This window comes from Vitiosangium sp. GDMCC 1.1324, assembly GCF_003044305.1.
Lineage (GTDB): Bacteria > Myxococcota > Myxococcia > Myxococcales > Myxococcaceae > Archangium.
Genome location: NZ_PZOX01000029.1, coordinates 166,218 through 190,366, shown reverse-complemented (window position 1 = coordinate 190,366; position 24,149 = coordinate 166,218). Strand labels below are relative to the sequence as shown.

Below are 24,149 nucleotides of genomic sequence, written 5' to 3'. Positions count from 1 at the left end.
ACTTCCGCACCACGGACGTGACGGGTACGGTGAAGCTGCCGGAGAACGTCGAGATGGTGATGCCGGGCGACAACATCGCCATCGAGGTGGAGCTGATCACCCCTGTGGCCATGGAGAAGGAGCTCCGCTTCGCCGTTCGCGAGGGCGGCCGCACCGTGGGCGCCGGCGTCGTGGCCGAGATCATCGCCTAGTTGGCTGGCGGGCTTGTCGCCCGTCCCACAGGCGGTTAACCCCGAGGGGGGAGCTGTGATAAGCAGCTTTCCCCTCGTGTCTATCGAGTTCAAGTCATGCCCAAGGGTAACCGCAGCATCATTTCGCTTGAGTGCACGGTGTGCAAAGAGCGGAACTACTACACGACGAAGAACAAGCGGAAGAGCCAGGACAAGCTCGAGTTGAGCAAGTTCTGCCCCCGCGACCGGAAGCATACCGTCCATAAGGAAGGTAAGGTCTAGTTCGGTTGTTGTGGTCGGGTGTTCTCTAGGCCAGTAGCTCCAACGGTAGAGCAGCGGTCTCCAAATCCGCGTGTTGGGGGTTCGAATCCCTCCTGGCCTGCCAGTTGTTCAGTTGCAGGGACCCTCGGTACCCCGGTACCGGGGGTCCCTGTGTTTTCCGGGATCAGGCAGTTTTCAGTCAGCGAGGAATCATGGCAGCGGCATCCGAGGCCAGCCAGCAAGCGAACCGTTCTGGGATGGACCCGAACCGGCTCGTGGTCATCTTCTTCCTCATCGCGGGCATCATCTTCGCGCTCTTCCTCGAGCACGTCTGTGGCCTCATCTGGGCCCGGGCCGGGTGGAGTGACCCCACCGTCATCGAAGGCATCGACTGGCAGGTCTCCTCGCTGGTGGGCTTCGTGCTCGCCGCGGGAATCGCCGTGGGGGCTTATTTGCACCCCAAGACCCACGCTCTCGCGTTGGAAGTCGCCTCCGAGTTGATGAAGGTCACCTGGCCCACCTGGGGAGAGGTCAAGGCGTCGACTGTGGCGGTCATCGTCGCCTCGGTCACGGCCGCGGTTCTCCTCTTCTTCATCGACACCCTCGCCTACAACCTTATGGTTGAGTGGATACCCTCCATCTGGGGGAAGTTGTAATGGCGATGAAATGGTACGTGGTCCACACCTACTCGAACTTCGAGAACCAGGCGAAGAAGAGCCTGGAGGAGCGGATCCGTCTCGAGAGTCTGCAGGACCTCTTCGGCGAAATCCTGATTCCCATGGAACAGGTCGTCGAGATGGTGAAGGGCGAGAAGAAGACGTCCCGGCGCAAGTTCTTCCCGGGCTACATCTTCGTGCAGATGGAGCTGAATGACCGCTCCTGGCACCTGGTGAAGAACACGCCGAAGATCACCGGTTTCCCCGGTGCGGCGCAGAACCAGCAGCCCACGCCCATCTCGGACGCGGAGGTGGCCCGGCTCACTTCGCAGATCTCCGAGGGCACGCTCAAGCCCAAGCCCAAGGTGCAGTTCTCCGAGGGTGACACCGTCCGGGTCATTGATGGCCCGTTCGCCAACTTCAATGGCACGGTGGAAGAGGTCAACGCGGAGAAGGGTCGCGTGAAGGTGCTCGTGAGCATCTTCGGTCGCGCCACCCCCGTGGAGCTCGATTTCATGCAGGTGGAGAAGACCACCGGCTAGCAGTCTTCCCCGGCGCTCGAGCGTCCGGGGATACCCAGGGTGGGAGGGCCGCACGTCAAGCGGCCCGTAGGAACCACCGTCTCGAAAGGCAGTCGTCAGCCGATGAAGAAGGTCACAGGACAGGTCAAGCTGCAGATTCCCGCCGGCAAGGCGAACCCCGCTCCGCCGATCGGCCCCGCGCTCGGTCAGCAGGGCGTGAACATCATGGAGTTCTGCAAGCAGTTCAACGCCAAGACCCAGGCGGAGGCCAAGGAAGGCCTGATCATCCCGGTGATCATCACCGTGTATCAGGACCGCTCCTTCACCTTCATCCTGAAGACCCCGCCGGCCGCCGTCCTCATCAAGAAGGCGGCGGGCCTGCACACCGAGAAGAAGAAGGGCTCGGGCGCCAAGAAGCCGGGCAAGGAGAAGGTGGGGCAGATCACTCAGAAGCAGCTCGAGGAGATCGCCAAGAAGAAGATCGAGGACACGACTGCCGGCTCGCTCGAGGCCGCCAAGCGCACCATCGCTGGCACCGCGCGCTCCATGGGCATCGACATCGTCTGATCCTCTCCACCTTCACCCCTTCTGAAACAGGATTTTCCACATGCCTCAGTCCGGTAAGAAGTTCCGCGCCGCCGCCACGAAGGTGGACCGCAACAAGCGCTACACCATCGCCGAGGGCTTCCAGCTCCTGAAGGAGACCACGGGCCTGCGCGGTACCAAGTTCGATCAGACCGTCGAGGTTGCGCTCAACCTCGGCGTGGACCCGAAGCACGCGGACCAGATGGTTCGTGGCGCCGTGGTCCTCCCGCACGGCACCGGTGCCGTGGTGCGCGTGGCCGTGTTCGCCAAGGGCGAGCGCGCCACCGAGGCCGAGGGCGCCGGCGCTGACGTGGTGGGCGGCGACGACCTGGCCAAGCGCATCGAGGGCGGTTTCCTCGAGTTCGACACCGTCATCGCCACCCCTGACATGATGGGCGTGGTCGGCCGGCTCGGTAAGGTGCTCGGTCCCCGCGGCCTCATGCCGAACCCCAAGGTGGGCACGGTGACCATGGACGTGGCCAAGGCCGTTCGCGAGGCCAAGGGCGGTAAGGTGGAGTTCCGCGCCGAGAAGGCCGGCATCATCCACGCCAAGCTCGGCAAGGCCTCCTTCTCCCCGGAGAAGCTCCAGGAGAACTTCAACACCCTGGTGGACCTGGTCATGAAGCTCAAGCCGGCCACCGCCAAGGGCGTCTACCTCAAGGGCGTGGCCATCTCCGCCACCATGAGCCCGGGCATCAAGATCGACACCAACGAGATCCTCGCCCGTCACAGGTAGTCAGGAGTAGGGCAGGGGAGTCGTCGGTTCAGATGAGGGAGGTGGCCTCTCGGTTGGAGGCTCTCCCCGTCGTCTGCTTGACGCCCGCAGTCAAAATTCTCTGGACGTTTTGCGAAGCCGCGGGTATAGCGCCCCGGCTTTTGCAATTGAAGCGCCATGTCGATGAGACGGGCGCTTCGAACATCCCTGGTCCCAGACAGCAGGGACCCTGGGTGGTGCTCGTGTCCTCCGTTGGCAACCGGACAACCGGTCGGAGCCACGAAAACCCCCTTGGGTTCAAACGACTCTAGGAGTCGCCCTGCCGAGACTGGAGGTGCGGTGTGGTGCCTCTCGAGGCTCCTCTCGCTCTGCCACTTGCGTGGCCCAGGTAATCCAGCCTGCCTCCTGGCAGGTGTCGTGAGGAGGTGAAACCAAGTGATCAAGAGCGAGAAGGAAGAACTCATCAAGGAACTCAACGAGAAGTTTTCGCGGGCCCAGACCGCGATCGTCGCTGAGTTTTCCAAGCTGAACGTTGAGACGGTCACCAAGCTGCGCAAGAAGTTCCGCGACGGCAAGGTGGAGTACAAGGTCCTGAAGAACACGCTGGCCAAGCGCGCCGCGAAGGGTACCCCGGTGGAGGTCATCGCCGGTGACTTCGTGGGTCCCGTGGCCATCGCCATCAGCTACGACGACGTCGTGGCCCCGGCGAAGATCCTCGTGGACTTCATCAAGGACCTCGAGACCATCAAGGTCCGCAGCGCGTCCGTTCAGGGCCGCCGCGTCGACGTCGAGGGCGTCAAGGCCCTGGCGAAGATGCCCGGTCTGCCCGAGCTCCGCGCCCAGTTGCTCGGCATGCTCAACCAGCCTGCCGGCAAGCTCGTCCGGACCATCGCGGCCCCCGGCTCCCAGCTGGCCCGCGTGCTCCAGGCCAACGTGGACAAGCAGCCCAAGTAACCGAATCGAGAAGCAGACCCACCGCAAACCTCTGGCTCGTTCCTTCCCGATGGAAGGATGGCCGTTAGAAGTCGAAAGAAGGACACTGAAATGGCTGACCTGAACGCGATTGTTGACCAGCTCTCCTCCCTCACGGTGATGGAGGCCGCCGAGCTCGTGAAGCAGCTCGAGAGCAAGTGGGGCGTGTCCGCCGCCGCCGTGGCCGTGGCCGCTGGCCCCGCCGCTGGCCCCGCCGCCGCTCCCGCCGAGGAGAAGACGGAGTTCACCGTCGTGCTGGCCGACGCCGGCGCGAACAAGATCAACGTCATCAAGGAGATCCGCGCGATCACCGGCCTGGGCCTGAAGGAGGCCAAGGACCTGGTCGAGGGCGCTCCCAAGACCGTCAAGGAGGGCGTCAACAAGGACGACGCCAAGAAGATCAAGGACCAGCTCACCGCGGCTGGCGCCAAGGTCGACATCAAGTAGTTGCTGTTTATCAGGTGGACGCCGGGTTTCGGGAAATTCCCGTCGCCTCCTGACCGGATGAGCAGGCCGGCGTGCCCGGAAAGGGTGCGCCGGCTTTGCCCTTTCCGTATCTCTAAATTTCCCGCTGCCGCTGCGCGTTACCCAAGCTCGCCCCGCCTGAGCTTGCTCGCCCCGGAGTTCGAATGCCGACGCAGATCCAGAACAACTTCCGAGTGCGGAAGACCTTCGCGAAGATCGCGAAGACCATCGACATTCCCAACCTCATCAACATCCAGAAGCAATCCTACGAGAAGTTCCTCCAGGCAGACATCCCGCCGGAGAAGCGTGAGGATATCGGGCTTCAGGGGGTCTTCAAGTCGGTCTTTCCGATCCGCGACTTCAATGAGACGTCCTCGCTGGAGTTCGTCAGCTACCACCTCGAGAAGCCCAAGTACGACGTCGATGAGTGCCACCAGCGTGGGATGACCTACTCGGCGCCCATCAAGGTCGTCGTGCGCCTGGTCGTGTGGGACAAGGACGAGGAGACAGGCGCCCAGTCCATCCGCGATGTGAAGGAGCAGGAGGTCTACTTCGGCGAAATCCCACTGATGACCCAGAACGGTACGTTCATCATCAACGGGACCGAGCGCGTGGTGGTCAGCCAGCTGCACCGCAGCCCGGGTGCCTTCTTCGACCACGACAAGGGCAAGAGCCACTCGTCCGGCAAGCTGCTCTACAACGCCCGCATCATCCCGTACCGCGGCTCGTGGATCGACTTCGAGTTCGACCACAAGGACCTGCTGTACGTGCGCATCGACCGGCGCCGCAAGCTGCCGGCCACGGTGCTCATCCGCGCCCTGGGCGCGGTGTCCGACACCGCCAAGAAGAACCCGCTGGAGTTCCGTGGCTCCACCGAGGAGATCCTCAACTACTACTACGCCACGGAGACCATCTACCTGGTGAGCAGCACCGACTTCGAGAAGTCGGTGGAGCTCGAGCTGTTGCCCGGCCAGCGCGCCACGCGCGACATCAAGACCAAGTCGGGCGACATCATCGTCAAGAAGAACCGCAAGTTCACCCGCGCCGCCATCAAGAAGCTCGAGGCGGCCAAGATGAAGACGCTCCCCATCGACGCGGACGAGCTCTTCACCAAGGTGTCCGCCTACGACGTGGTGGACGAGAACACCGGCGAGGTCATCCTCGAGTGCAACGAGGAGGTCTCGCAGGAGAAGATCGACGAGCTCCTCAAGCGTGGCATCAAGGAGTTCAAGGTCCTCTTCATCGACAACCTCAACGTGGGTCCCTACCTGCGTGAGACGTTGATGATGGACAAGATCGAGACCCCCGAGCAGGCGATCATGGAGATCTACCGCCGCCTGCGTCCGGGTGATCCTCCCACGCCCGAGACGGCCACCAACCTCTTCAGCAATCTGTTCTTCAACCCCGAGCGCTACGACCTGTCCAAGGTCGGCCGCCTCAAGCTGAACTTCAAGTTCGGCCTCGAGGAGCCGCTCGACGGGCAGATCCTCACCAAGCGCGACATCCTCGAGGTCATCCGCTACTTGGTGGACCTCAAGAACGGCAAGGGTGTGATCGACGACATCGATCACCTCGGCAACCGTCGTGTTCGCGCGGTGGGCGAGCTGCTGGAGAACCAGTACCGCATCGGTCTGGTGCGCATGGAGCGGGCGATCAAGGAGCGCATGAGCCTCCAGGAGATCGAGACGCTCATGCCGCACGACCTGATCAACGCCAAGCCCGTGACGGCCGTCATCAAGGAGTTCTTCGGGTCCAGCCAGCTGTCGCAGTTCATGGACCAGACGAACCCGCTGTCCGAGGTGACGCACAAGCGGCGCCTGTCGGCACTCGGGCCCGGCGGCCTCACCCGCGAGCGCGCGGGCTTCGAGGTGCGCGACGTGCACATCACGCACTACGGCCGCATCTGCCCCATCGAGACGCCGGAAGGTCCGAACATCGGCCTCATCGCGTCGCTGTCCACCTACGCCCGCGTCAACGAGTTCGGCTTCGTCGAGACGCCGTACAAGAAGGTGGAGGCCGGCTCCGTCACCGGTGACGTGGCCTTCTACTCCGCGCTCGAGGAGGAGAAGCACACCATCGCCCAGGCCAACGCGGAGACGGACAAGAAGGGCAAGTTCGTCAACGCCCTGGTCTCCTCTCGCCGCGGCGGTGAGTTCGTCCAGGTCAAGGCCGAGGACGTGGACCTGATGGACGTGTCGCCCAACCAGCTCGTGTCGGTGGCCGCCTCGCTCATCCCGTTCCTCGAGAACGACGACGCCAACCGCGCGCTCATGGGCTCCAACATGCAGCGTCAGGCGGTGCCACTGCTGCGCACCGCGGCCCCGCTCGTGGGCACCGGTATCGAGGCGATCGTCGCCCGCGACTCCGGCGTCACCTGCGTGGCCCGCCGCGACGGCATCGTCGAGAGCGTGGACGCCAGCCGCATCGTGGTGAAGGCGGACTCCGCCGCGGGCGCGTTCGACATCTCCAGCGAGGTCGACATCTACAACCTCCTGAAGTACCAGCGCTCCAACCAGAACACGTGCCTCAACCAGAAGCCCATCGTCCGTAAGGGCGACCGGGTGAGGAAGGGTGACGTGATCGCCGACGGTCCCGCGACCGAGACCGGCGAGCTGGCGCTGGGCCAGAACGTGGTCGTCGCGTTCATGCCGTGGCAGGGCTACAACTTCGAGGACTCCATCCTCATCTCCGAGCGCATCCTCAAGGAGGACGTCTTCACGTCCATCCACATCGAGGAGTTCGAGTGCATCGCGCGCGACACCAAGCTCGGCAAGGAGGAGATCACCCGCGACATCCCGAACGTGGGTGAGGAGGCCCTCAAGGACCTCGACGAGAGCGGCATCATCCGCATCGGCGCCGAGGTGAAGCCCGGCGACGTGCTCGTGGGCAAGATCACTCCGAAGGGCGAGACCCAGCTCTCCCCCGAGGAGAAGCTGCTGCGCGCCATCTTCGGTGAGAAGGCCGGCGACGTGCGTGACAGCTCGCTGCGCGTGCCCCCCGGCGTGGTGGGCACCGTCATCAACGCCAAGGTGTTCAGCCGCAAGGGCGTCGAGAAGGACGAGCGCGCCAAGCAGATCGAGTCCATGGAGGAGGCCAAGCTCCTCAAGGACCAGAACGACGAGATCAAGGTCCTGCGCGACAGCGCCTACAACCGCATCCGCGCCATGCTCCGGGGCAAGGAAGTCCAGGGCAAGCTCGTGGACGACAAGGGCAAGATCCTCCTGAAGAAGGGGGACATCGTCTCCGACGAGCTCCTGGCCACTGTCCCCTACAAGTACTGGACGGAGATCTCCGTCGGCGATCCGCTCGACGGCAAGCTGCGCGACATCCTCCGCAACCTGGAGGAGACCACCGAGGCCGTGAAGCTGGCCTTCGGCGAGAAGATCGCCCGCATCAAGAAGGGTGATGAGCTCCCGCCGGGCGTCATCAAGATGGTGAAGGTGTACGTCGCCATCAAGCGCAAGCTCGCCGTCGGCGACAAGATGGCCGGCCGCCACGGTAACAAGGGCGTCGTCTCCCGCGTCCTCCCCGAGGAGGATCTGCCGTACCTCGAGGACGGTCGTCCCGTGGACATCGTGCTCAACCCGCTGGGCGTGCCCTCGCGCATGAACATCGGGCAGATCCTCGAGACGCACCTGGGCTGGGCCGCCAAGGGCGTGGGCGAGCAGCTCCAGAAGTACATCGAGGAGAACTACAGCGGCGAGAACCTCAAGAAGCAGCTGAAGGTCGTCTACGACGACAAGGCCTTCGGCGACTTCGTGGACACCCTGTCCGACGACGAGGTCAAGAGCCTGTGCTACCGCCTGAAGAAGGGCATCCACGTCGCCACGCCGGTGTTCGACGGCGCTCGCGAGACGGAGATCCACTCGCTCTTCGACGAGGCCCGGCTGCCGCGCAGTGGCCAGATGGTGCTCTTCGACGGCCGCACCGGTGAGCCGTTCGACCAGAACGTCACCGTGGGCGTCATGTACATGCTCAAGCTGCACCACCTGGTGGACGAGAAGATCCACGCCCGCTCCATCGGGCCCTACTCGCTCGTCACGCAGCAGCCCCTGGGCGGCAAGGCCCAGTTCGGCGGCCAGCGTCTGGGAGAGATGGAAGTGTGGGCGATGGAGGCCTACGGCGCCGCGTACACGCTCCAGGAGTTCCTCACCGTCAAGTCCGACGACGTGGTGGGCCGCACGCGCATGTACGAGGCCATCGTCAAGGGCGACAACGTCCTCGAGTCCGGTCTCCCCGAGTCGTTCAACGTGCTCCTCAAGGAGCTCCAGTCGCTCGCGCTCGACGTCGAGCTGCTGGAGAGCGCTCCGCCCGAGCGCCAGCGCTCCTTCTCCGGAGACTTCGGTGGTGGCGACGGCGAGGACCGTGTGAAGACCGGTACCGAGGCCTAGTCCAGCGTGCCTGACCCCCGGCGCCCGCTCCCTGAGTGGGCGGGCGCTGGCGGCCAGGCGAAACGAATTCGCGCTCAGGCGCTCAGAAGAAATTCGGAGGCAACGTGAAGGACATTTTCAACTTCTTCGAGAAGCCGAAGGATCCGCTCTCGTTCAACGCCATCCGCATCGCGCTGGCGTCGCCGGACAAGATCCGCCAGTGGTCTCACGGCGAGGTGAAGAAGCCCGAGACGATCAACTACCGCACCTTCAAGCCGGAGCGGGACGGCCTGTTCTGCGCCCGCATCTTCGGCCCGGTGAAGGACTACGAGTGCAACTGCGGCAAGTACAAGCGCATGAAGCACCGCGGTGTCGTCTGCGAGAAGTGCGGCGTGGAGGTCATCCAGTCCAAGGTGCGCCGTGAGCGCCTGGGCCACATCACGCTCGCCACTCCCGTGGCGCACATCTGGTTCCTCAAGTCGCTGCCCTCGCGCATCGGCAACCTGCTCGACATCACGCTCAAGGAGCTCGAGAAGGTCCTGTACTGCGAGAGCTACATCATCATCGACCCCAAGGCGACGCCGCTGCAGAAGGGTGAGCTCGTCAGCGAGGAGAAGCTCCACCGCCTCTACGAGGAGCACGGTGAGGACTCCTTCTCCGCGGGCATGGGCGGCGAGGCCGTCCGCGAGATGCTGAAGTCGCTGGACGTCGCGCGCCTGTCCGAGGACCTGCGCCGCGACATGCGCGAGACCAACTCGGAGGCCAAGAAGAAGAAGTACGCCAAGCGCCTCAAGGTCGCCGAGGCCTTCCGCATGTCCGGCAACAAGCCGGAGTGGATGATGCTCGACGTCATCCCGGTCATCCCGCCCGACCTGCGTCCGCTCGTCCCCTTGGACGGTGGCCGCTTCGCGACGTCGGACCTCAACGACCTGTACCGCCGCGTCATCAACCGTAACAACCGCCTCAAGCGGCTCCAGGAGCTCAACGCTCCGGACATCATCATCCGCAACGAGAAGCGGATGCTTCAGGAGGCCGTCGACGCGCTGTTCGACAACGGCCGCCGCGGCAAGACGATCACCGGCCCCAACAAGCGGCCGCTGAAGTCCCTCTCCGACATGCTCAAGGGCAAGCAGGGCCGGTTCCGTCAGAACCTGCTCGGCAAGCGCGTGGACTACTCCGGTCGCTCCGTGATCGTGGTCGGTCCCGAGCTGCGCCTGCACCAGTGCGGCCTGCCGAAGATCATGGCGCTCGAGCTCTTCAAGCCGTTCATCTACAACAAGCTCGAGGAGAAGGGGTACGTCACCACCATCAAGAGCGCCAAGAAGATGGTGGAGAAGGAGCGTCCCGAGGTCTGGGACATCCTCGAGGACGTCATCCGTGAGCACCCGGTCCTCCTGAACCGCGCGCCCACGCTGCACCGCCTCGGCATGCAGGCCTTCGAGCCCGTGCTCATCGAGGGCAAGGCCATCCAGCTCCACCCGCTGGTGTGCGCCGCCTTCAACGCGGACTTCGACGGCGACCAGATGGCCGTCCACGTGCCGCTCTCCATCGAGGCTCAGATGGAAGCCCGCGTGCTGATGATGTCCACCAACAACATCCTCAGCCCCGCCAACGGCAAGCCCATCATCGTCCCCACTCAGGACATGGTGCTCGGCATCTACTACATGACCCGCGCCCGCGAGTTCGCTCACGGCGAGGGCCGCGTGTTCGCCTCGCCCGACGAGGTGCGCGCCGCGTACGACCACGGCGAGGTCCACCTCCAGGCGAAGATCGTCTGCCGCATCCTCGGCAAGCGCAAGGAGACCACCGTCGGCCGCGTCCTCCTCTGGGACATCGTGCCGCGCAAGGTGGGCTTCGACGCCATCAACAAGGTGCTCGACAAGAAGTCGCTCGGCGGCCTCATCGACCTCTGCTACCGCCTCACCGGCGAGAAGGAGACGGTGCTCCTGGCCGACCGCATCCGGTCGCTCGGCTACACCAACGCCACCAAGGCCGGTATCTCCATCGCGCTCAAGGACATGATCATCCCTGCCAAGAAGCAGGAGTTCCTGGACTTCGCGCGCAAGGAGGTCGCGGAGATCGAGAACCAGTACCTCGAGGGTCTCATCACCGACGGCGAGCGCTACAACAAGGTCATCGATATCTGGGCGGAGATCACCGAGAAGGTGGCCGCCGAGATGATGCAGCAGATCTCCCAGGACGAGGCCGTGGGCGAGAAGGACGGCAAGCGCGAGGTGCGCAAGCAGCCGTCGTTCAACCCCATCTACATCATGGCCGACTCCGGAGCCCGCGGCAGCGCCCAGCAGATCCGCCAGCTGGCCGGTATGCGCGGCCTCATGGCCAAGCCCTCGGGTGAAATCATCGAGACGCCCATCACGGCCAACTTCCGTGAAGGCCTCTCCGTGCTCCAGTACTTCATCTCCACCCACGGCGCCCGTAAGGGTCTGGCGGACACGGCCCTCAAGACGGCCAACTCCGGTTACCTCACCCGCCGTCTCGTCGACGTGGCGCAGGACGCCATCATCAACGAGTACGACTGCGGCACCATGGACGGCCTGTTCATCGGCGCCCTGGTCGAGGGCGGTGAGATCATCGAGGCCCTCGGCGAGCGCATCCTCGGCCGCGTGGCCCTCGACGACATCCTCGATCCGGTCACGAACGACGTGCTCGTTCGCGCCAACGAGGAGATCGACGAGGATCGCGTCAAGAAGATCGAGAACAGCGGCCTCGACAAGGTGAAGATCCGCTCGGTGCTCACCTGCCAGGCCAAGCGCGGCATCTGCGTGGAGTGCTACGGCCGTGACCTGGCCCGTGGTCGCAAGGTGTCCGTCGGCGAGGCCGTCGGCGTCATCGCGGCGCAGTCCATCGGCGAGCCGGGTACCCAGCTCACGATGCGCACCTTCCACATCGGTGGTGCGGCGACGCGGCGCGCCGAGCAGTCCAGCCTCGAGAACCGCAACCCGGGTACGGTGAAGTTCTCCGGCCTGATCACGGTTCAGAAGAAGGACGGCAGCCTGGTGGCCATGAACCGCAACGGCGAGATCGTCATCGTCGACGAGAGCGGCCGTGAGCGCGAGCGCTACCAGGTCATCTACGGCGCCCGCATCCTCGTGAAGGAGGGCCAGAAGCTCGAGGCCGGCACCCTGCTGGCCGAGTGGGATCCGTTCGCCATCCCCCTACTCACCGAGGTGGGCGGCATCGTGCGCTTCGAGGACATCATCGAAGGCGTCACGATGAACGAGTCGCTGGACGAGGTGACCGGCCTCAGCCGCAAGACGATCATCGAGTCCAAGGACCCCGAGGCCCGTCCGCGCATCACCCTTCGCGACGAGCAGGGCAACATCAAGGACCTGATCTCCTCCAAGGCTCAGGCGAGCTACTTCCTGCCGCAGGGCTCCATCATCACCGTCAACGACGGCGATGAGATCCACGCGGGCGAGGTCATCGCCAAGGTGCCGCGCGAGACCACGAAGACCAAGGACATCACGGGCGGTCTGCCCCGCGTGGCCGAGCTCTTCGAGGCGCGCAAGCCCAAGGACGCCGCGGCCATCGCGGAGATCGACGGCGTGGTGTCCTTCGGCAAGGACACCAAGGGCAAGCGCAAGCTCATCATCACCCCCGAGGTGGGCGGCGAGCTGCGCACGGACCTGGCCAAGGAGTACCTGATCTCCAAGGGCAAGAACATCAGCGTGCACGCCGGCGACCGCGTCAAGGCCGGCGAGGCGCTCATGGACGGCTCCGCCAACCCGCACGACATCCTCAAGGTGCTCGGCGAGAAGGCGCTCGCGGGCTACCTCGTGGATGAGGTCCAGGAGGTCTACCGACTCCAGGGCGTGAAGATCAACGACAAGCACATCGAGGTGATCGTCCGGCAGATGCTCCGCCGCGTGCGCGTCACCGACGTGGGCGACACCAGCTTCCTCGTCGACGAGCATGTCGAGAAGTGGGTGTTCGAGGAGGAGAACGAGAAGGTCATGGCCCAGGGTCAGCGTCCCGCCGTCGGCGAGCCGCTGCTGCTCGGCATCACCAAGGCCTCGCTCTCCACCGAGTCGTTCATCTCGGCGTCCTCCTTCCAGGAGACCACCAAGGTGCTCACCGAGGCCTCCATCAACGGCAAGGTGGACTACCTGCGTGGCCTCAAGGAGAACGTCATCATGGGCCGGCTCATCCCCGCCGGCACCGGTCTGCCCAACTACAAGTACCTCGACATCGAGGTGGAGAGCCCCGCCGACGAGATCTCCGAGATGGAGGCCGCCCTGGCCGCCACCCACGGAGAGGACGTCGCTCCGCCCCCGGCTCCCACCGGCAGCCGGACCGAGACCAGCGGCGCCGCCTAGGCCGTACCTCGGCTCCTGAAGCCCCACAACCGCCACTCCGGTCTCCCGGGGTGGCGGTTTTGTTTTGGCGGCTAATTACGGTTTCACTGCTTGACGGGTGACGTGCCGGTGCACTAAGCCGGAAAGAACCACGGAGGTCGACCTGGGTCTCCCCAGGCGAACATCCAGCAGTGGACACAGGGAGTAGGCGGGCGAGCGAGGGCGGCGTTTCCTTCAATCGGGGTGTGTGCTTACCTCGATTGTCCTTACCCCCGCTCTCCGGGACCCGACCCCGGAGAGCCGTGCTGGAGAGCGATTCATGGACAAGCAGGAGACCCCGAAACATCCGCTGGCGGAGACGTTCGAGCGGGTGTGGAGCCAGGCCTTGCTGGCCGTGTCCACCGCCGAAGAGGAGGCCACGCGCACGGTGCAGCGCGTCGCCGAGCTGGCGGGGTGGAGCCCGGATGAAATGATCCGTCAGGCCCGGCTGCTGACGGAGCGGCTGGCCGGTCACCGCAAGGATATGGAGCACAACGTGGAGGAGGGGGTCCGACGCGCCCTGCTGCACTTCAAGGTTCCGCGCCGGGAAGAACTTCAGGACATCGAGGCCCGGCTGGGACGACTCGCCGAGCGCATCGAAGCGCTGGGGCAGCGCAAGTGATGGCGAGCCCCTCCGCCCCAGGCGGGCGGCGCGGGGAGTGGTTCTTCCGGTGGATGTACGCGCTCGGCGCAGGGTGTGGAAAGCTGCCCCTGGTCGCCGCGGTGGCCCTGGTGGTGTCCGCCCGGGCCGCGCCCCTGTTCGCCCCGGCCGATGTGCCGCTCGCGGCCGAGACCTCGCGCTTCGAGGTGACTCCGCCCGACGCGGCGCTCATCGACGCGGTGCTGGCCAAGCGCGCTCCGGAGTTGGGTCTCACCCTGCGCCGGCAGATCGGCCAGGCCATCGCCGAGGAGGCCCAGCGGGCGGGGTATGATCCCCTGCTGATCCTGGCCCTCATCGACGTGGAGTCCGACTTCACCGAGGAGGCCATCTCCGAGAAAGGGGCTCGGGGGTTGATGCAGATCAAGCCCAGCACGCTGCACTTCCTGGCCGAGAAGGAGGGGCTGCGCCTGTCTCGCGAGGAGGTGGCCTCGGATCCGGCCCTCGGGGTGCGCTTGGGCATCCGCTACCTGCGCACCCTGAACGACCGTTTCGGGGACCTGGACCTAGCCCTCATGGCCTACAACGCCGGCCCCACCCGCATCTGGCAGGCCAAGAAGGCGGGCGAGCTGGATTCCTTCCGCCGCTACCCCCGGCTGGTGCGCCGCGACTTCAAGCGCTTCCGGGAAGGGGAGGGGCTGGGGGGCGATTGGGCGCTGGCCCAGCGAGAGGCCCTGGAGAAGGCTGCCGAACAGAAGGCTCCCTGAGCAGGCCGCTGAATTTCCTGGCTGCCGTCCGGGTCTCCGGTGACGCGCGCTTGTCCGCCCCGGGCGGGTGCGCTATCGCTCTGCCACCGGAGGAATGTTCACCATGCGCCGCGTCATCCCCGCCCTCGTCCTCACGGCTCTGCTGCCCCTCTCGGCGCTCGCCGGCTCCGTGTACCTCAACGGCGTCCGCATCGACGGCGTGACCAATCAGAAGTTCGAGAAGGTCACCTCCGTCCGCATCGACGAGCAGGGCAACGTCTACATCGATGCGCCCGCCTATGCCGTCAAGGTGGTGAACGCACCTCCTCCCGCCGCGGCCCCCGTGAAGCCGGCTCCCGTCGCCCCGGCTCCCGCTCCGACGGCTCCGGCTCCCGCCCCCGTGGCCACCAGCCCCGCCCCGACAGCCCCCGCGCCCGCGCCGACCACGACTCCGGCTTCCACTCCCGCGTCTGCTCGGGTGGACTCCGCCCCGGCCCGCATCACCCGGCGCTACTGGCTCGTCACCGAGCAGTCCGTACCGGGTATGACGGAGTATGACATCGACCTGTACATCAACTCCCGGTGGGTGCGGAAGCTGCGCAGCGGTGAGGAGCAGGTCATCACCGAGCTCACCCGCGAGCTGCTGCCCGGAAAGAACACCGTGCTGATGATGGCCCACAAAGTGGCGGTGGGCACGCGCCGGAGCGAATCTCCCCAGCATGTGTTCAAGGTCATCATCGGCGAGGGCACCGTGGGTGGCGGCAACGTGATGATCGACAACCCGCTCGTCCGCTTCCAGCGCACCGCGGCGGAGACGGAAGATCTGTCCGAGGAGTTCACCCTCACCACGCAGTAACGCGGGGGTCGCGCCGAACGTGTTCTCCATCGATGAGCGGTTCCGAGGCCTGCCGGCGAGCCGTGAGCAGGTCCTGTCGCTGTACCAGTCCATCAACTCGCCGCATCTGGCCATCCCCGGCAAGCCGGCGGGGCCAGCACAGGCCTTCGTCGTGGGGCTGCGCGGCTCGGGCGGCTTCGCCGTCTTCATCTACCTGTACCTGTCCGAGGCCCAGGACTGCGCGGTGTACGTGCCCGGCCGGCGCGCCGCGAGCCAGGCGGACTACCAACAGGACGAGGCCGAGGCGCTCGCCTTCGTGGAGTCCATGGGCTTCATGATGGACAACGCGAACTTCCGCGCCATCCCGGTCGCCTCCCAGGACGAGCTGCTGAAAACATTGCCCGTCTTCTACAAGGACCCGAAGCTGGTGCCGGGTGCCGCCAAGAGCCGCGCCGATGAGAAGCGCACGGCCTCAACGAACCTGGGCCGCCTGCTGGCCTCCTTTTGATTCCCCCGTCGTCATACGAGACCCCCACCATGCTTCGCCTCCACCCCGCCTGGCTCCTCGCGCTCGCCCTGATGGGCTGCAAGCACGTCCCCACCGAGCAGGAACGCCAAGGCGCCGAGATCCATTACGAGCTCGGCCTGCAGGCCCAGCAGATGGGCAGCGTGCAGGAGGCCTACAAGGAGATGCAGAAGTCGCTGGAGCTGGATCCGGACTACCCGGAGGCGCACAACGCCATCGGTATCCTCCTGCACATGGCCTTCAACCGGCCCGAGGAGGCCATCCAGCACTACCGGAAGGCGCTGGAGGTGCGCCCGGGCTTCTCCGAGGCCAAGACGAACCTGGCCAACGTCTACCTGTCCCAGTCGCGCTACGACGAGGCCATCAAGCTGTACGAGGCCGCCCTCAACGACATGCTCTACACCACGCCCTTCATCGCCCAGGGCAACATGGGGTGGGCCCTCTACAAGAAGGGCGAGCTGGAGCGCGGACTGCAGAGCATCAAGGCCTCGGTGACCACCAACCCCGGTTTCTGCCTGGGCTACAAGAACCTGGGAATCATCTACGACGAGACCGGCAATGTTTCCGAGGCATGCCGCTACTTTGGCCGCTATCGTGAGGCCTGCCCGGACGTGGCGGACGCCTATCTGCGCGAGGGCGCCTGCCAGGTGAAGCAGGGCAAGATGGAGGAGGCGCGGCAGAGCTTCACCGCCTGCGAGGCCAAGGCGAAGAGCCAGGGGCTCCAGGACGACTGCCGCAGGCTGCTCGAGGCCTTGTAACCAGAGAGTCCCATCGCCGTGGACCACGTCGAATTCGGCAAATACCTGTCCCAGCAGCGCGAGCTGCGCGGCCTGTCCCGCGACGAGGTGTCGCGCGTGACGAAGATCTCCCCGAGCCTCATCGTCGCCCTGGAGGAGGGGCAGGTGGAGCGGCTGCCCTCGCGCGTCTTCGTCGTCAACTACATCCGCGCCTACGCCACGGTCATCGGACTGGCGCCCGAGGAGGCCATCCTCCGCTTCGAGGAGGTGGACAAGGCGACGCCGGAGCCCAGCCCCGTGGTGCTCGAGCGGGAGCGGCGGCGGCGGGCCTGGCTGGTGCTCGGGGTGGTGCTGCTGCTGGTGGCGCTCGGCATGGGGGCGTACGTGGCCCTGGTGCTGAATGGGAAGGTTCCCAACCCCCTCCCGCGTTGAGTGAGACCATGGAGCGTTTCGTCGATGAGGCGCTGGTCCTCTCCACGGTGGACTACGGGGAAGCCGACCGGCTGGTCACGCTCCTCACGCGCGAGCACGGCAAGCTGACGGCCTTCGCGGCCGGTGCCCGCAAGAGCAAGCGGCGCTTCGCCGGCGCGCTGGAGCCCTATATGCGGCTGCGCGTGCAGTTGGTGGAGACGCGGGGCTCCACGGTGCGCCTGGACTCGGCCGACATCCTGGGCGGCTATTACGGGGCGCGCTCGGACCTGCCCCTCATCGCCCGCGCCCTCTATGCCGTGGAGCTGTGCCGCGAGCTGACGTGCGACCACGAGCCGCACTCGGAGCTCTTCGAGCTGCTGGCGCACTACCTCCAGATGCTGGACGCGAAGGAGGCCGGGCCCACCTCGCTGCTGGCCTTCGAGCTGTCGGCGCTGGCCCACGCCGGGTTGATGCCGCGCTTCGATTCGTGCTCGCTGTGTGGTGGCTCGCCGGGCGGGCGGCCGCGCTTCGATCAGGCCCACGGCGGTGCGGTGTGCGAGCCGTGCTCGGGCCGAGCGCGCGATGCGGTGGCCGTGCCCGCCGAGCTGCTGTCCGGGCTCCGCGCGCTGCAGGAGGGCCAGCGCACGCCGCTGCCGCCGGAGCTCCGCGCCCGGGCGAGGGGCGTGCTCAACGTCTTCATCGCCCACCACCTCGGCCGCCGCCTCAAGAGCGTGGACTTCATGGCCCAGGTGGGGCTGGACTGACGGGCGGCTTCCGGGAGGCTGTGCATGGACGTGGTGTGTGTGGGGGAGTGCCTGGTGGACTTCCTCCCGGCGGAGTCCGGCCGGGGCGTGCGCGACGTGACGGCGTGGCGCCCGGCCATCGGCGGCTCCCTGGCCAATGTCTCCGTCGGCGTGGCTCGGCTGGGGGGCCGTTCGGCCTATGTGGGCGTCGTGGGTGAGGACGAGTTCGGCCACTTCTTGCGCGAGCGCCTCGCCGCCGAGGGCGTGGACGTCAGCCACCTGCGCCAGACGGCCGAGGCGAAGACGGGGCTCGTCTTCATCTCGCTGGACGCGCGGGGCGAGCGCAGCTTCACGTACTTCCGCACGCGCTCGGCCGAGTTCCTGCTGAGTGAGCGCGATGTGGACCCGGCCTTCCTCGGGCGTGCGCGGGTGGTGCACTTCGGGACGAACTCGCTGAAGCTGCCCGAGGCCCGCGCGGCGATGCTGCGCACCGTGGACACCGCGCGCTCCGCGGGGCGCATCGTGAGCTGCGATCCCAACCTCCGCCTCCACGCGTGGGAGGACCCGGAGGTGCTGCGCGCGCTGCTCGGGCAATTGCTGCCACGGTGCTCGGTGGTGAAGCTCTCCGAGGAGGAGGTGGCCTTCGCCACCGGCCATACGGCTCCCGAGGAGGCGCTGCGGTACCTGGCGGGGCTGGGCGTGACGCTGCCCGTGGTGACTCGGGGCGAGGCGGGCGCCGTCTTCCTCTGGCGGGGGGAGGTGGTGCGCGTGCCGGCGCCACAGGTTCGCGTGGTGGACACCACCGGAGCAGGGGACGGCTTCATGGCGGGCTTCCTCCGCGGGCTGTCGCGCCGGTACGCGAATGCCTCGGAGCTGGCGGGGGCCTCACGCGAGGACCTGGAGTCCCTGGCCGCGTTCAGTTGTGCCGTGGGCTCCCGGGTGGTGGAGCACCTCGGCGCCGTGACGGGCCTGCCGGGCCTCGACGCGGTGGCCAGCGCGCTGCCCTGGTGGCTCCGCGGCCCGGAGGTGTGAGCAGCTTTGTCGACCCGTCGCGACCCAACCGCTAGAATCGCCAACCCATGGCCAACCAGCGGGCCCAGGGAGACATGGGTCTCGACTTCGATCGCGGACGCCGCATCGGGAAGTACGAGATCGTCACCCGCCTCTCCGTAGGCGGGATGGCGGAGCTGTTCCTCGCCTTCACGGCGGGGCCCGGTGGGTTCCGCAAGTTCGTCGCGCTGAAGCAGATCCTCCCCGACGTCCAGAAGGACGAGCACTTCGTCAAGATGTTCCTGGACGAGGCGCGCATCACCGCCGCCCTCTCGCACGCGAACATCGGCCAGGTCTTCGATCTCGGCGAGGAGGACGGCGTGCTGTACCTGGCCATGGAGTTCCTGGCCGGGCAGAACCTGGAGCAGATCCACCAGGCTTCCACCAAGCAGCAGCGCCCGTTGCCTCTGGGCTTCGCGGCCCGTGCGGTGCGGGATGCGTGCCTCGGCCTCCACTACGCACACCACTTCACCGACCCCTCGGGCAAGCCCAGGCCGGTGGTGCACCGGGACGTGTCGCCCAAGAACGTGATGGTCACCTTCGATGGCCACGTGAAGGTGATCGACTTCGGCATCGCCAAGGCGAAGGGCCGGCTCGGCCGAACGCAGGTGGGCACGGTGAAGGGCACCTCCGGCTATATGTCCCCCGAGCAGGTGCAGGGCTTCGACAACCTCGACGGTCGGAGCGATCTCTTCTGCATCGGCATCCTCCTGCACGAGCTGCTGTGCGGCCGCCGGCTGTTCTCCGGATCCCACGATGGCGAGGTGATGCTCAAGGTCGCCGAAGCACAGGTGCCTTCGCCCTCGCGCATCAACCCGCGCGTGCCCGAGCCTCTGGCCCAGGTGGTGCTGCGCGCGCTGGCGCGGGAGCCGGCAAATCGCTTCCCCTCGGGCCGCGAGATGGCCCGCGCCATCGAGGCCGCATGCGGCCCGGAGCTCTTCCACGAGGAGCAGATGGCCGCGGTGATGCGCCAGCTCTTCGAGGAGAGGATCCAGAAGACGCGCGCGCTGCTGGAGAGCGCCCAGGGGTCCGAGAGCGAGCCCGGTGCCAGGCAGGGCACGCCGCTCGGAATGCCCGGTCAGGAGCACCCCACGGAGCGGGTGCCCCGGTCCGCCAGCCCGGTCTCGGAGAGCACGCGCATCACAGCGAAGCCGGTCTCGGGGCAGGCGGCACCGCCACCGAAGCCCGCCGCGCGCCGGCCCACCTCGGGTTCCGTTCCCTCTGTGGCCACACCCTCGCGGACACCGGGTGGGCGGGGGCCGATCTCCCGCCCCATGGCCCCGGCTCCCGAGCCGGATGAATCCGACGAGGATCCGCTCGCGAAGACCCAGCCGGTCCGCAAGATGGCCATGGCCCGGCCCGCCAGTGCCGGGGACGAGCCCGAGGAGCCGGGTTCGCGCACCCAGCCCTCCCGAACGGCCCTGGCACCGGCGGAGAAGCCACGCAAGGGCAGGGGAGGGTGGCTCTTCCTGTTGCTCCTGCTCGCGGCCATCGGTGGCGCCGTCTACCACCCGCCGACGCGGGCCCTGCTGACGCCCCTGTATGCCGCCGTGCTCGAGGAACTGAAGGGGAAGCAACTGCCTCAAGGACCGCCTCCGGCGGAGGCGTTGCCATTGCCCAAGCCGCCCACGCCGCCGCCAGCGGTCGCGAGCGCGGGAGCGGAGCCTGTCCAGCCGCCGGAGCCCGAGCCTCCACCCGTGGAGCAGAAGCAGGAGGCGCCCGCTGCCTCCGCTCCCGAGCCCACCAGGGCCGACTCCGCGCGGACGCGGAAGCAGGTCTCGTCCAAGGCCGGGGCGGATTCAGAGCCCATGCCTGGTCCGATCGCCCAGGCAAAACCTTCCGCTGAGGCGAAACCATCCGCCGAGGCGAAACCGGGCGCCCAGACGAAGTCGCGTGCCCAGACGAAATCGTCCGCCGGGTTGGAGGAGGCCCTTGACGAGCCCGAGGTCATCGACACCCGCACCGCCCGGGGCGCGGCGAGGGCGCAGTTTGGCTGGCTCACGCTCACCACCATCCCCCGTGCCGCAGTGTTCGATGGTGATACCCAGCTCGGCACTACCCCGTTGCGCAAGGTGGCGTTGCCCGTGAACGTCTATCAGCTTCGGGTGGTGGACCCGGATGGCGACAGCCGCAGGCTCTCGGCTCCCATCAAGCCGGGTCAGGTCATGAACATGACGGTGCGACTCTCTGATCTCCCCTTGTGGGAAGATCACGCGGAGTGAGGGCTGTCCTTGACGCTCCCGGACCCCATCACTAGGGTCCGCGGCGTCATGTACTTCCAGGATCTAATCCTCACCCTCCAGAACCACTGGGCCCGGCAGGGGTGCATCATCTCCCAGCCCTATGATCTCGAGGTGGGCGCGGGCACCATGCACCCGTCCACCTTCCTTCGCGCCCTGGGCCCCGAGCCCTGGAACGTGGCCTACGTGCAGCCCTCGCGCCGCCCCGCCGATGGCCGCTTTGGCGAGAACCCCAACCGCCTGTTCCAGCACCACCAGTTCCAGGTCATCCTCAAGCCCGCGCCCAAGAACGTCCAGCAGCTCTACCTGGACTCCATCCGCGCGTTCGGCATCGATCCGCTCGAGCACGACATCCGCTTCGTCGAGGACGACTGGGAGTCGCCCACCCTGGGCGCCTGGGGCCTGGGCTGGGAGGTGTGGTGTGACGGGATGGAGATCACCCAGTTCACCTACTTCCAGCAGTGTGGCGGTTTCGAGTGCCGGCCCGTGTCGGCGGAGCTGACGTACGGCCTCGAGCGCATCGCCATGTACCTGCAGAACGTGGAGAACATCTACGACATCGAGTGGGTCAAGGGAGTGAAGTACCGCGAGGTCTTCCACGCCAACGAAGTGGAGATGAGCCGGTACGCCTTCCAGGAGTCGGACCCGCAGATGCTCTTCAGCCTGTTCGACTCCTACGAGAAGGAGTGCAAGCGCCTCATCGAGCGCGAGGTGCCGCTGCCCGCGTACGACTACGCGCTCAAGTGCTCGCACACCTTCAACCTGCTGGACGCGCGCGGTGCCATCTCCGTGACGGAGCGCGCCAACTTCATCAAGCGCGTGCGTGACAACGCGCGCCTGTGCGCCGAGGGCTACCTCAAGATGCGCGAGAAGCTGGGCTTCCCGCTGCTCAAGATGCCGTGGACGGTGGGCGAGCAGCCGCCGGTGCTCGAGGGCAAGCTGGCCAGCGAGTACTGGAAGACGGTGACGTTCAACAAGCCCGCCGAGGCGGAGGTGGCCCGTGGCAAGTGATCTGCTGCTGGAGATCGGCGCCGAGGAGATCCCCGCGTCGTTTATCGTCCCGGCGCTCGAGGACCTCAAGCGCATCATCACCGAGCGCGCGGCCGAGGCGCGGCTGAAGCACGGCGAGGTGCGCACCTACGGCACGCCGCGGCGGCTGGCGGTGTGGGTGAGGGACGTGACGGAGCGGGGCGAGGACATCACCCGGGAGGTGCTCGGCCCGAGCGTGAAGGCGGCCTTCGACAAGGACGGCAAGCCCACCAAGGCGGCGGAGAAGTTCGCCGAGAGCCAGAAGGTGGCGGTGGACGCGCTGCTGCGCGTGCAGACGCCCAAGGGCGAGTACCTGGGCGCCAAGGTGGAGGAGAAGGGCCGTCCGGCGGCGGACATCCTCAAGGACATCCTCCACACGGCGGTGCACGGCATCAACTTCCGCAAGACGATGCGCTGGGGTGACGTGGACCAGGCCTTCGCGCGGCCCGTGCAGTGGGTGGTGTCCCTGCTGGGCGGCGAGGTGCTGCCGGTGGTGCTCGGCGACGTGAAGAGCGGCCGCACCACCTACGGCCACCGCTTCCTGTCGCCCGCGGCCATCGAGATCTCCAAGCCCTCGGACTACGAGGCGGCCCTGGAGAAGGCGAATGTGGTGCCGGACATCTCCAAGCGGCGCGCGCAACTGCTGGAGAAGGTGCGCGTGGCGGCCCAGCAGGCCGGCGGCAAGCTCATGGAGGACGAGTCCCTGGTGGACCAGGTGACCAACCTCGTGGAGCTGCCCAACCCGGTGGTGGGCTCCTTCGAGGAGCGGCACCTGGAGCTGCCGCCCGAGGTGCTCGTGCAGGAGATGAAGAGCCACCAGCGCTACTTCTCCGTGGTGGACGGCAACGGCAAGTTGCTGCCGCGCTTCATCGCCGTGTCCAACACGCCGGTGCGCGACGTGAAGCTCTCCCTGCGCGGCTACGAGCGCGTGCTGCGGGCTCGCCTGGCCGACGGGCGCTTCTTCTTCGACGAAGATCGCAAGACGCCGCTCGTGGCCCGCACGGAGAAGCTGGCGCGCGTGGTGTGGCAGGGCCAGCTCGGCAGCTACGCCGAGAAGGTGGAGCGCTTCCGTTCCCTGGCCGTGAAGCTGGCCGGGTGGGCGGGGAAGGGTGACCTCAAGTCCACCATCGAGCGTGCCTCCACCCTGGCCAAGGCGGACCTCGTCACCGGCATGGTGGGCGAGTTCCCCGAGCTCCAGGGCGTCATGGGCCGCGAGTACGCCCGCGCCGGCGGTGAGCCGGAGGCGGTGGCCCTGGCCATCTTCGAGCACTACCTGCCGCGCACCGCCGAGGACTCGCTGCCCACGCAGGATCCGGGTGCCCTCATCGGCCTGGCCGATCGTCTGGACTCGCTGTGCGGCATCTTCGCCATCGGCAAGGGCCCCAGCGGCGCGGCGGATCCGTTCGCGCTCCGGCGCGCGTGCCTGTCCATCATCCGCATCGTCCTGGGCCGCAGCTATCGCTTCTCCCTGTCCCAGGCCGTGGACGCGGCGCTCGAGCAGCTCGGGCCGAAGATCGCCAACGTCAAGCGCAAGGCCGGTGAGCCCTCGCCGCGCGAGCAGGTGCTCGACTTCTTCCGTGGCCGCCTCAAGGCGCTGTGGACGGAGCAGTACCGCACGGACGTGGTGGAGGCGGTGCTGTCGGCCGGCTACGACGATCTCGTGGCCGCGCACAAGCGGCTGACGGCGCTCGCCAGCATCGTGGGCCAGGCGGACTTCGCGCCCCTCGCGGTGGCCTTCAAGCGCGTGGTCAACATCGTCGAGAAGCAGGGCAAGGACGTCTCCCGGGGCGAGGTCGACTCCAAGCGTCTCACCGACGACGCCGAGCGCCAGCTCCACTCGGCCTACCTCCAGGCGCGCACCCGCGTGTCCGACCGGGTCAAGGCCGATGACTTCTCCGGCGCCCTCCAGGAGATCACCGGCCTCAAGCCCACCGTGGACACCTTCTTCGACAAGGTCATGGTGATGGCCGAGGACCGGGAACTGCGCGAGAACCGCATCCGGCTCCTCACGGAGATCGGCACGCTCTTCAATCAAGTAGCCGACTTCTCGAAGATCCAGTCGGAGGTCTGATCCCGCCTGGAGAGGGGCCAGCCAGAGCGGGGGGCGTATGGTGGATAGGGAATAGCCGGGGACCTTTGTAGTTGCCCGGCGTCGGAGCGGTTC

Annotated in this window: 20 protein-coding genes, 1 tRNA gene and 1 pseudogene; all 22 read left to right on the top strand. The window is 66.7% G+C overall.

Annotated features, from left to right (window positions below; all coding sequences use genetic code 11):
• Positions 1 to 191 (top strand): annotated as a pseudogene (gene tuf, locus DAT35_RS50790) (elongation factor Tu); the annotation flags it as partial.
• 96 nt (positions 192 to 287) lie between these two features.
• Positions 288 to 452 carry a 50S ribosomal protein L33 gene (gene rpmG, locus DAT35_RS50785; RefSeq protein WP_108076707.1) on the top strand — a complete coding sequence of 55 codons (165 nt, stop codon included), beginning with the start codon at positions 288 to 290 and terminating at the stop codon, positions 450 to 452.
• A 27-nt stretch (positions 453 to 479) separates the two neighbouring features.
• Positions 480 to 555: transfer RNA gene (locus DAT35_RS50780), tRNA-Trp, on the top strand.
• An 88-nt stretch (positions 556 to 643) separates the two neighbouring features.
• A complete protein-coding gene (gene secE / locus DAT35_RS50775; protein ID WP_108076706.1) occupies positions 644 to 1,087 on the top strand; it encodes a preprotein translocase subunit SecE in 444 nt (147 codons plus the stop codon).
• The gene (gene nusG / locus DAT35_RS50770) at positions 1,087 to 1,629 is read left to right on the top strand and encodes a transcription termination/antitermination protein NusG (RefSeq protein WP_108076705.1); all 543 of its coding nucleotides are present in this window, start codon (positions 1,087 to 1,089) and stop codon (positions 1,627 to 1,629) included. Before secE ends, nusG begins: the two co-directional genes overlap by 1 nt.
• A 102-nt stretch (positions 1,630 to 1,731) precedes the next feature.
• Complete coding sequence (gene rplK, locus DAT35_RS50765) at positions 1,732 to 2,175, top strand: 50S ribosomal protein L11 (protein ID WP_108076704.1); 444 nt, start codon at positions 1,732 to 1,734, stop codon at positions 2,173 to 2,175.
• A gap of 40 nt (positions 2,176 to 2,215) precedes the next feature.
• Positions 2,216 to 2,929 carry a 50S ribosomal protein L1 gene (gene rplA, locus DAT35_RS50760; protein ID WP_108076703.1) on the top strand — a complete coding sequence of 238 codons (714 nt, stop codon included), beginning with the start codon at positions 2,216 to 2,218 and terminating at the stop codon, positions 2,927 to 2,929.
• 414 nt (positions 2,930 to 3,343) lie between these two features.
• On the top strand, positions 3,344 to 3,862 hold the full coding sequence (gene rplJ, locus DAT35_RS50755; protein ID WP_108076702.1) for a 50S ribosomal protein L10: 519 nt from the start codon (positions 3,344 to 3,346) through the stop codon (positions 3,860 to 3,862).
• Positions 3,863 to 3,952: 90 nt separating this feature from the next.
• On the top strand, positions 3,953 to 4,327 hold the full coding sequence (gene rplL / locus DAT35_RS50750; protein ID WP_108076701.1) for a 50S ribosomal protein L7/L12: 375 nt from the start codon (positions 3,953 to 3,955) through the stop codon (positions 4,325 to 4,327).
• 182 nt (positions 4,328 to 4,509) lie between these two features.
• Entirely contained in the window at positions 4,510 to 8,736 is a 4,227-nt protein-coding gene (rpoB, locus tag DAT35_RS50745; RefSeq protein ID WP_108076700.1) for a DNA-directed RNA polymerase subunit beta, read from the top strand.
• A 104-nt stretch (positions 8,737 to 8,840) separates the two neighbouring features.
• Complete coding sequence (gene rpoC / locus DAT35_RS50740) at positions 8,841 to 13,052, top strand: DNA-directed RNA polymerase subunit beta' (RefSeq protein WP_108076699.1); 4,212 nt, start codon at positions 8,841 to 8,843, stop codon at positions 13,050 to 13,052.
• A 298-nt stretch (positions 13,053 to 13,350) separates the two neighbouring features.
• Positions 13,351 to 13,692: a phasin family protein gene (locus tag DAT35_RS50735; RefSeq protein ID WP_108076698.1), complete on the top strand. Its 342-nt coding sequence runs from the start codon at positions 13,351 to 13,353 to the stop codon at positions 13,690 to 13,692.
• Positions 13,692 to 14,435 carry a lytic transglycosylase domain-containing protein gene (locus DAT35_RS50730; RefSeq protein WP_108076697.1) on the top strand — a complete coding sequence of 248 codons (744 nt, stop codon included), beginning with the start codon at positions 13,692 to 13,694 and terminating at the stop codon, positions 14,433 to 14,435. The genes DAT35_RS50735 and DAT35_RS50730 overlap by 1 nt, the downstream gene beginning before the upstream one ends.
• A gap of 103 nt (positions 14,436 to 14,538) precedes the next feature.
• On the top strand, positions 14,539 to 15,270 hold the full coding sequence (locus DAT35_RS50725; protein ID WP_108076716.1) for a hypothetical protein: 732 nt from the start codon (positions 14,539 to 14,541) through the stop codon (positions 15,268 to 15,270).
• A 19-nt stretch (positions 15,271 to 15,289) separates the two neighbouring features.
• Positions 15,290 to 15,757 carry a social motility and stimulation tgl protein gene (locus tag DAT35_RS50720; protein WP_108076696.1) on the top strand — a complete coding sequence of 156 codons (468 nt, stop codon included), beginning with the start codon at positions 15,290 to 15,292 and terminating at the stop codon, positions 15,755 to 15,757.
• Positions 15,758 to 15,786: 29 nt separating this feature from the next.
• A complete protein-coding gene (tgl, locus tag DAT35_RS50715) occupies positions 15,787 to 16,533 on the top strand; it encodes a social motility TPR repeat lipoprotein Tgl (protein ID WP_108076695.1) in 747 nt (248 codons plus the stop codon).
• Positions 16,534 to 16,551: 18 nt separating this feature from the next.
• Positions 16,552 to 16,944 (top strand): RodZ family helix-turn-helix domain-containing protein, encoded by a 393-nt coding sequence (locus DAT35_RS50710; RefSeq protein WP_108076694.1) that lies wholly within the window; start codon positions 16,552 to 16,554, stop codon positions 16,942 to 16,944.
• 8 nt (positions 16,945 to 16,952) lie between these two features.
• On the top strand, positions 16,953 to 17,687 hold the full coding sequence (gene recO, locus DAT35_RS50705; protein ID WP_108076693.1) for a DNA repair protein RecO: 735 nt from the start codon (positions 16,953 to 16,955) through the stop codon (positions 17,685 to 17,687).
• 24 nt (positions 17,688 to 17,711) lie between these two features.
• Positions 17,712 to 18,698, top strand: coding sequence for a carbohydrate kinase (locus DAT35_RS50700; protein WP_108076692.1), 987 nt, complete (start codon positions 17,712 to 17,714; stop codon positions 18,696 to 18,698).
• Positions 18,699 to 18,745: 47 nt separating this feature from the next.
• Positions 18,746 to 20,938, top strand: a complete 2,193-nt coding sequence (locus DAT35_RS50695; protein WP_199243250.1) for a serine/threonine-protein kinase — start codon at positions 18,746 to 18,748, stop codon at positions 20,936 to 20,938.
• Positions 20,939 to 20,986: 48 nt separating this feature from the next.
• Positions 20,987 to 21,967 (top strand): glycine--tRNA ligase subunit alpha, encoded by a 981-nt coding sequence (gene glyQ, locus DAT35_RS50690; protein WP_108076691.1) that lies wholly within the window; start codon positions 20,987 to 20,989, stop codon positions 21,965 to 21,967.
• Positions 21,957 to 24,056, top strand: a complete 2,100-nt coding sequence (gene glyS / locus DAT35_RS50685; protein WP_108076690.1) for a glycine--tRNA ligase subunit beta — start codon at positions 21,957 to 21,959, stop codon at positions 24,054 to 24,056. Before glyQ ends, glyS begins: the two co-directional genes overlap by 11 nt.
• Positions 24,057 to 24,149: the final 93 nt, after the last annotated feature.

Coding starts and splice junctions, on each gene's coding strand:
- rpmG (WP_108076707.1), top strand. CDS start 288: ATGCCCAAGGGTAACCGCAGCATCATTTCGCTTGAGTGCACGGTGTGC.
- secE (WP_108076706.1), top strand. CDS start 644: ATGGCAGCGGCATCCGAGGCCAGCCAGCAAGCGAACCGTTCTGGGATG.
- nusG (WP_108076705.1), top strand. CDS start 1,087: ATGGCGATGAAATGGTACGTGGTCCACACCTACTCGAACTTCGAGAAC.
- rplK (WP_108076704.1), top strand. CDS start 1,732: ATGAAGAAGGTCACAGGACAGGTCAAGCTGCAGATTCCCGCCGGCAAG.
- rplA (WP_108076703.1), top strand. CDS start 2,216: ATGCCTCAGTCCGGTAAGAAGTTCCGCGCCGCCGCCACGAAGGTGGAC.
- rplL (WP_108076701.1), top strand. CDS start 3,953: ATGGCTGACCTGAACGCGATTGTTGACCAGCTCTCCTCCCTCACGGTG.
- rpoB (WP_108076700.1), top strand. CDS start 4,510: ATGCCGACGCAGATCCAGAACAACTTCCGAGTGCGGAAGACCTTCGCG.
- DAT35_RS50735 (WP_108076698.1), top strand. CDS start 13,351: ATGGACAAGCAGGAGACCCCGAAACATCCGCTGGCGGAGACGTTCGAG.
- DAT35_RS50730 (WP_108076697.1), top strand. CDS start 13,692: ATGGCGAGCCCCTCCGCCCCAGGCGGGCGGCGCGGGGAGTGGTTCTTC.
- DAT35_RS50725 (WP_108076716.1), top strand. CDS start 14,539: ATGCGCCGCGTCATCCCCGCCCTCGTCCTCACGGCTCTGCTGCCCCTC.
- tgl (WP_108076695.1), top strand. CDS start 15,787: ATGCTTCGCCTCCACCCCGCCTGGCTCCTCGCGCTCGCCCTGATGGGC.
- recO (WP_108076693.1), top strand. CDS start 16,953: ATGGAGCGTTTCGTCGATGAGGCGCTGGTCCTCTCCACGGTGGACTAC.
- DAT35_RS50700 (WP_108076692.1), top strand. CDS start 17,712: ATGGACGTGGTGTGTGTGGGGGAGTGCCTGGTGGACTTCCTCCCGGCG.
- DAT35_RS50695 (WP_199243250.1), top strand. CDS start 18,746: ATGGCCAACCAGCGGGCCCAGGGAGACATGGGTCTCGACTTCGATCGC.
- glyQ (WP_108076691.1), top strand. CDS start 20,987: ATGTACTTCCAGGATCTAATCCTCACCCTCCAGAACCACTGGGCCCGG.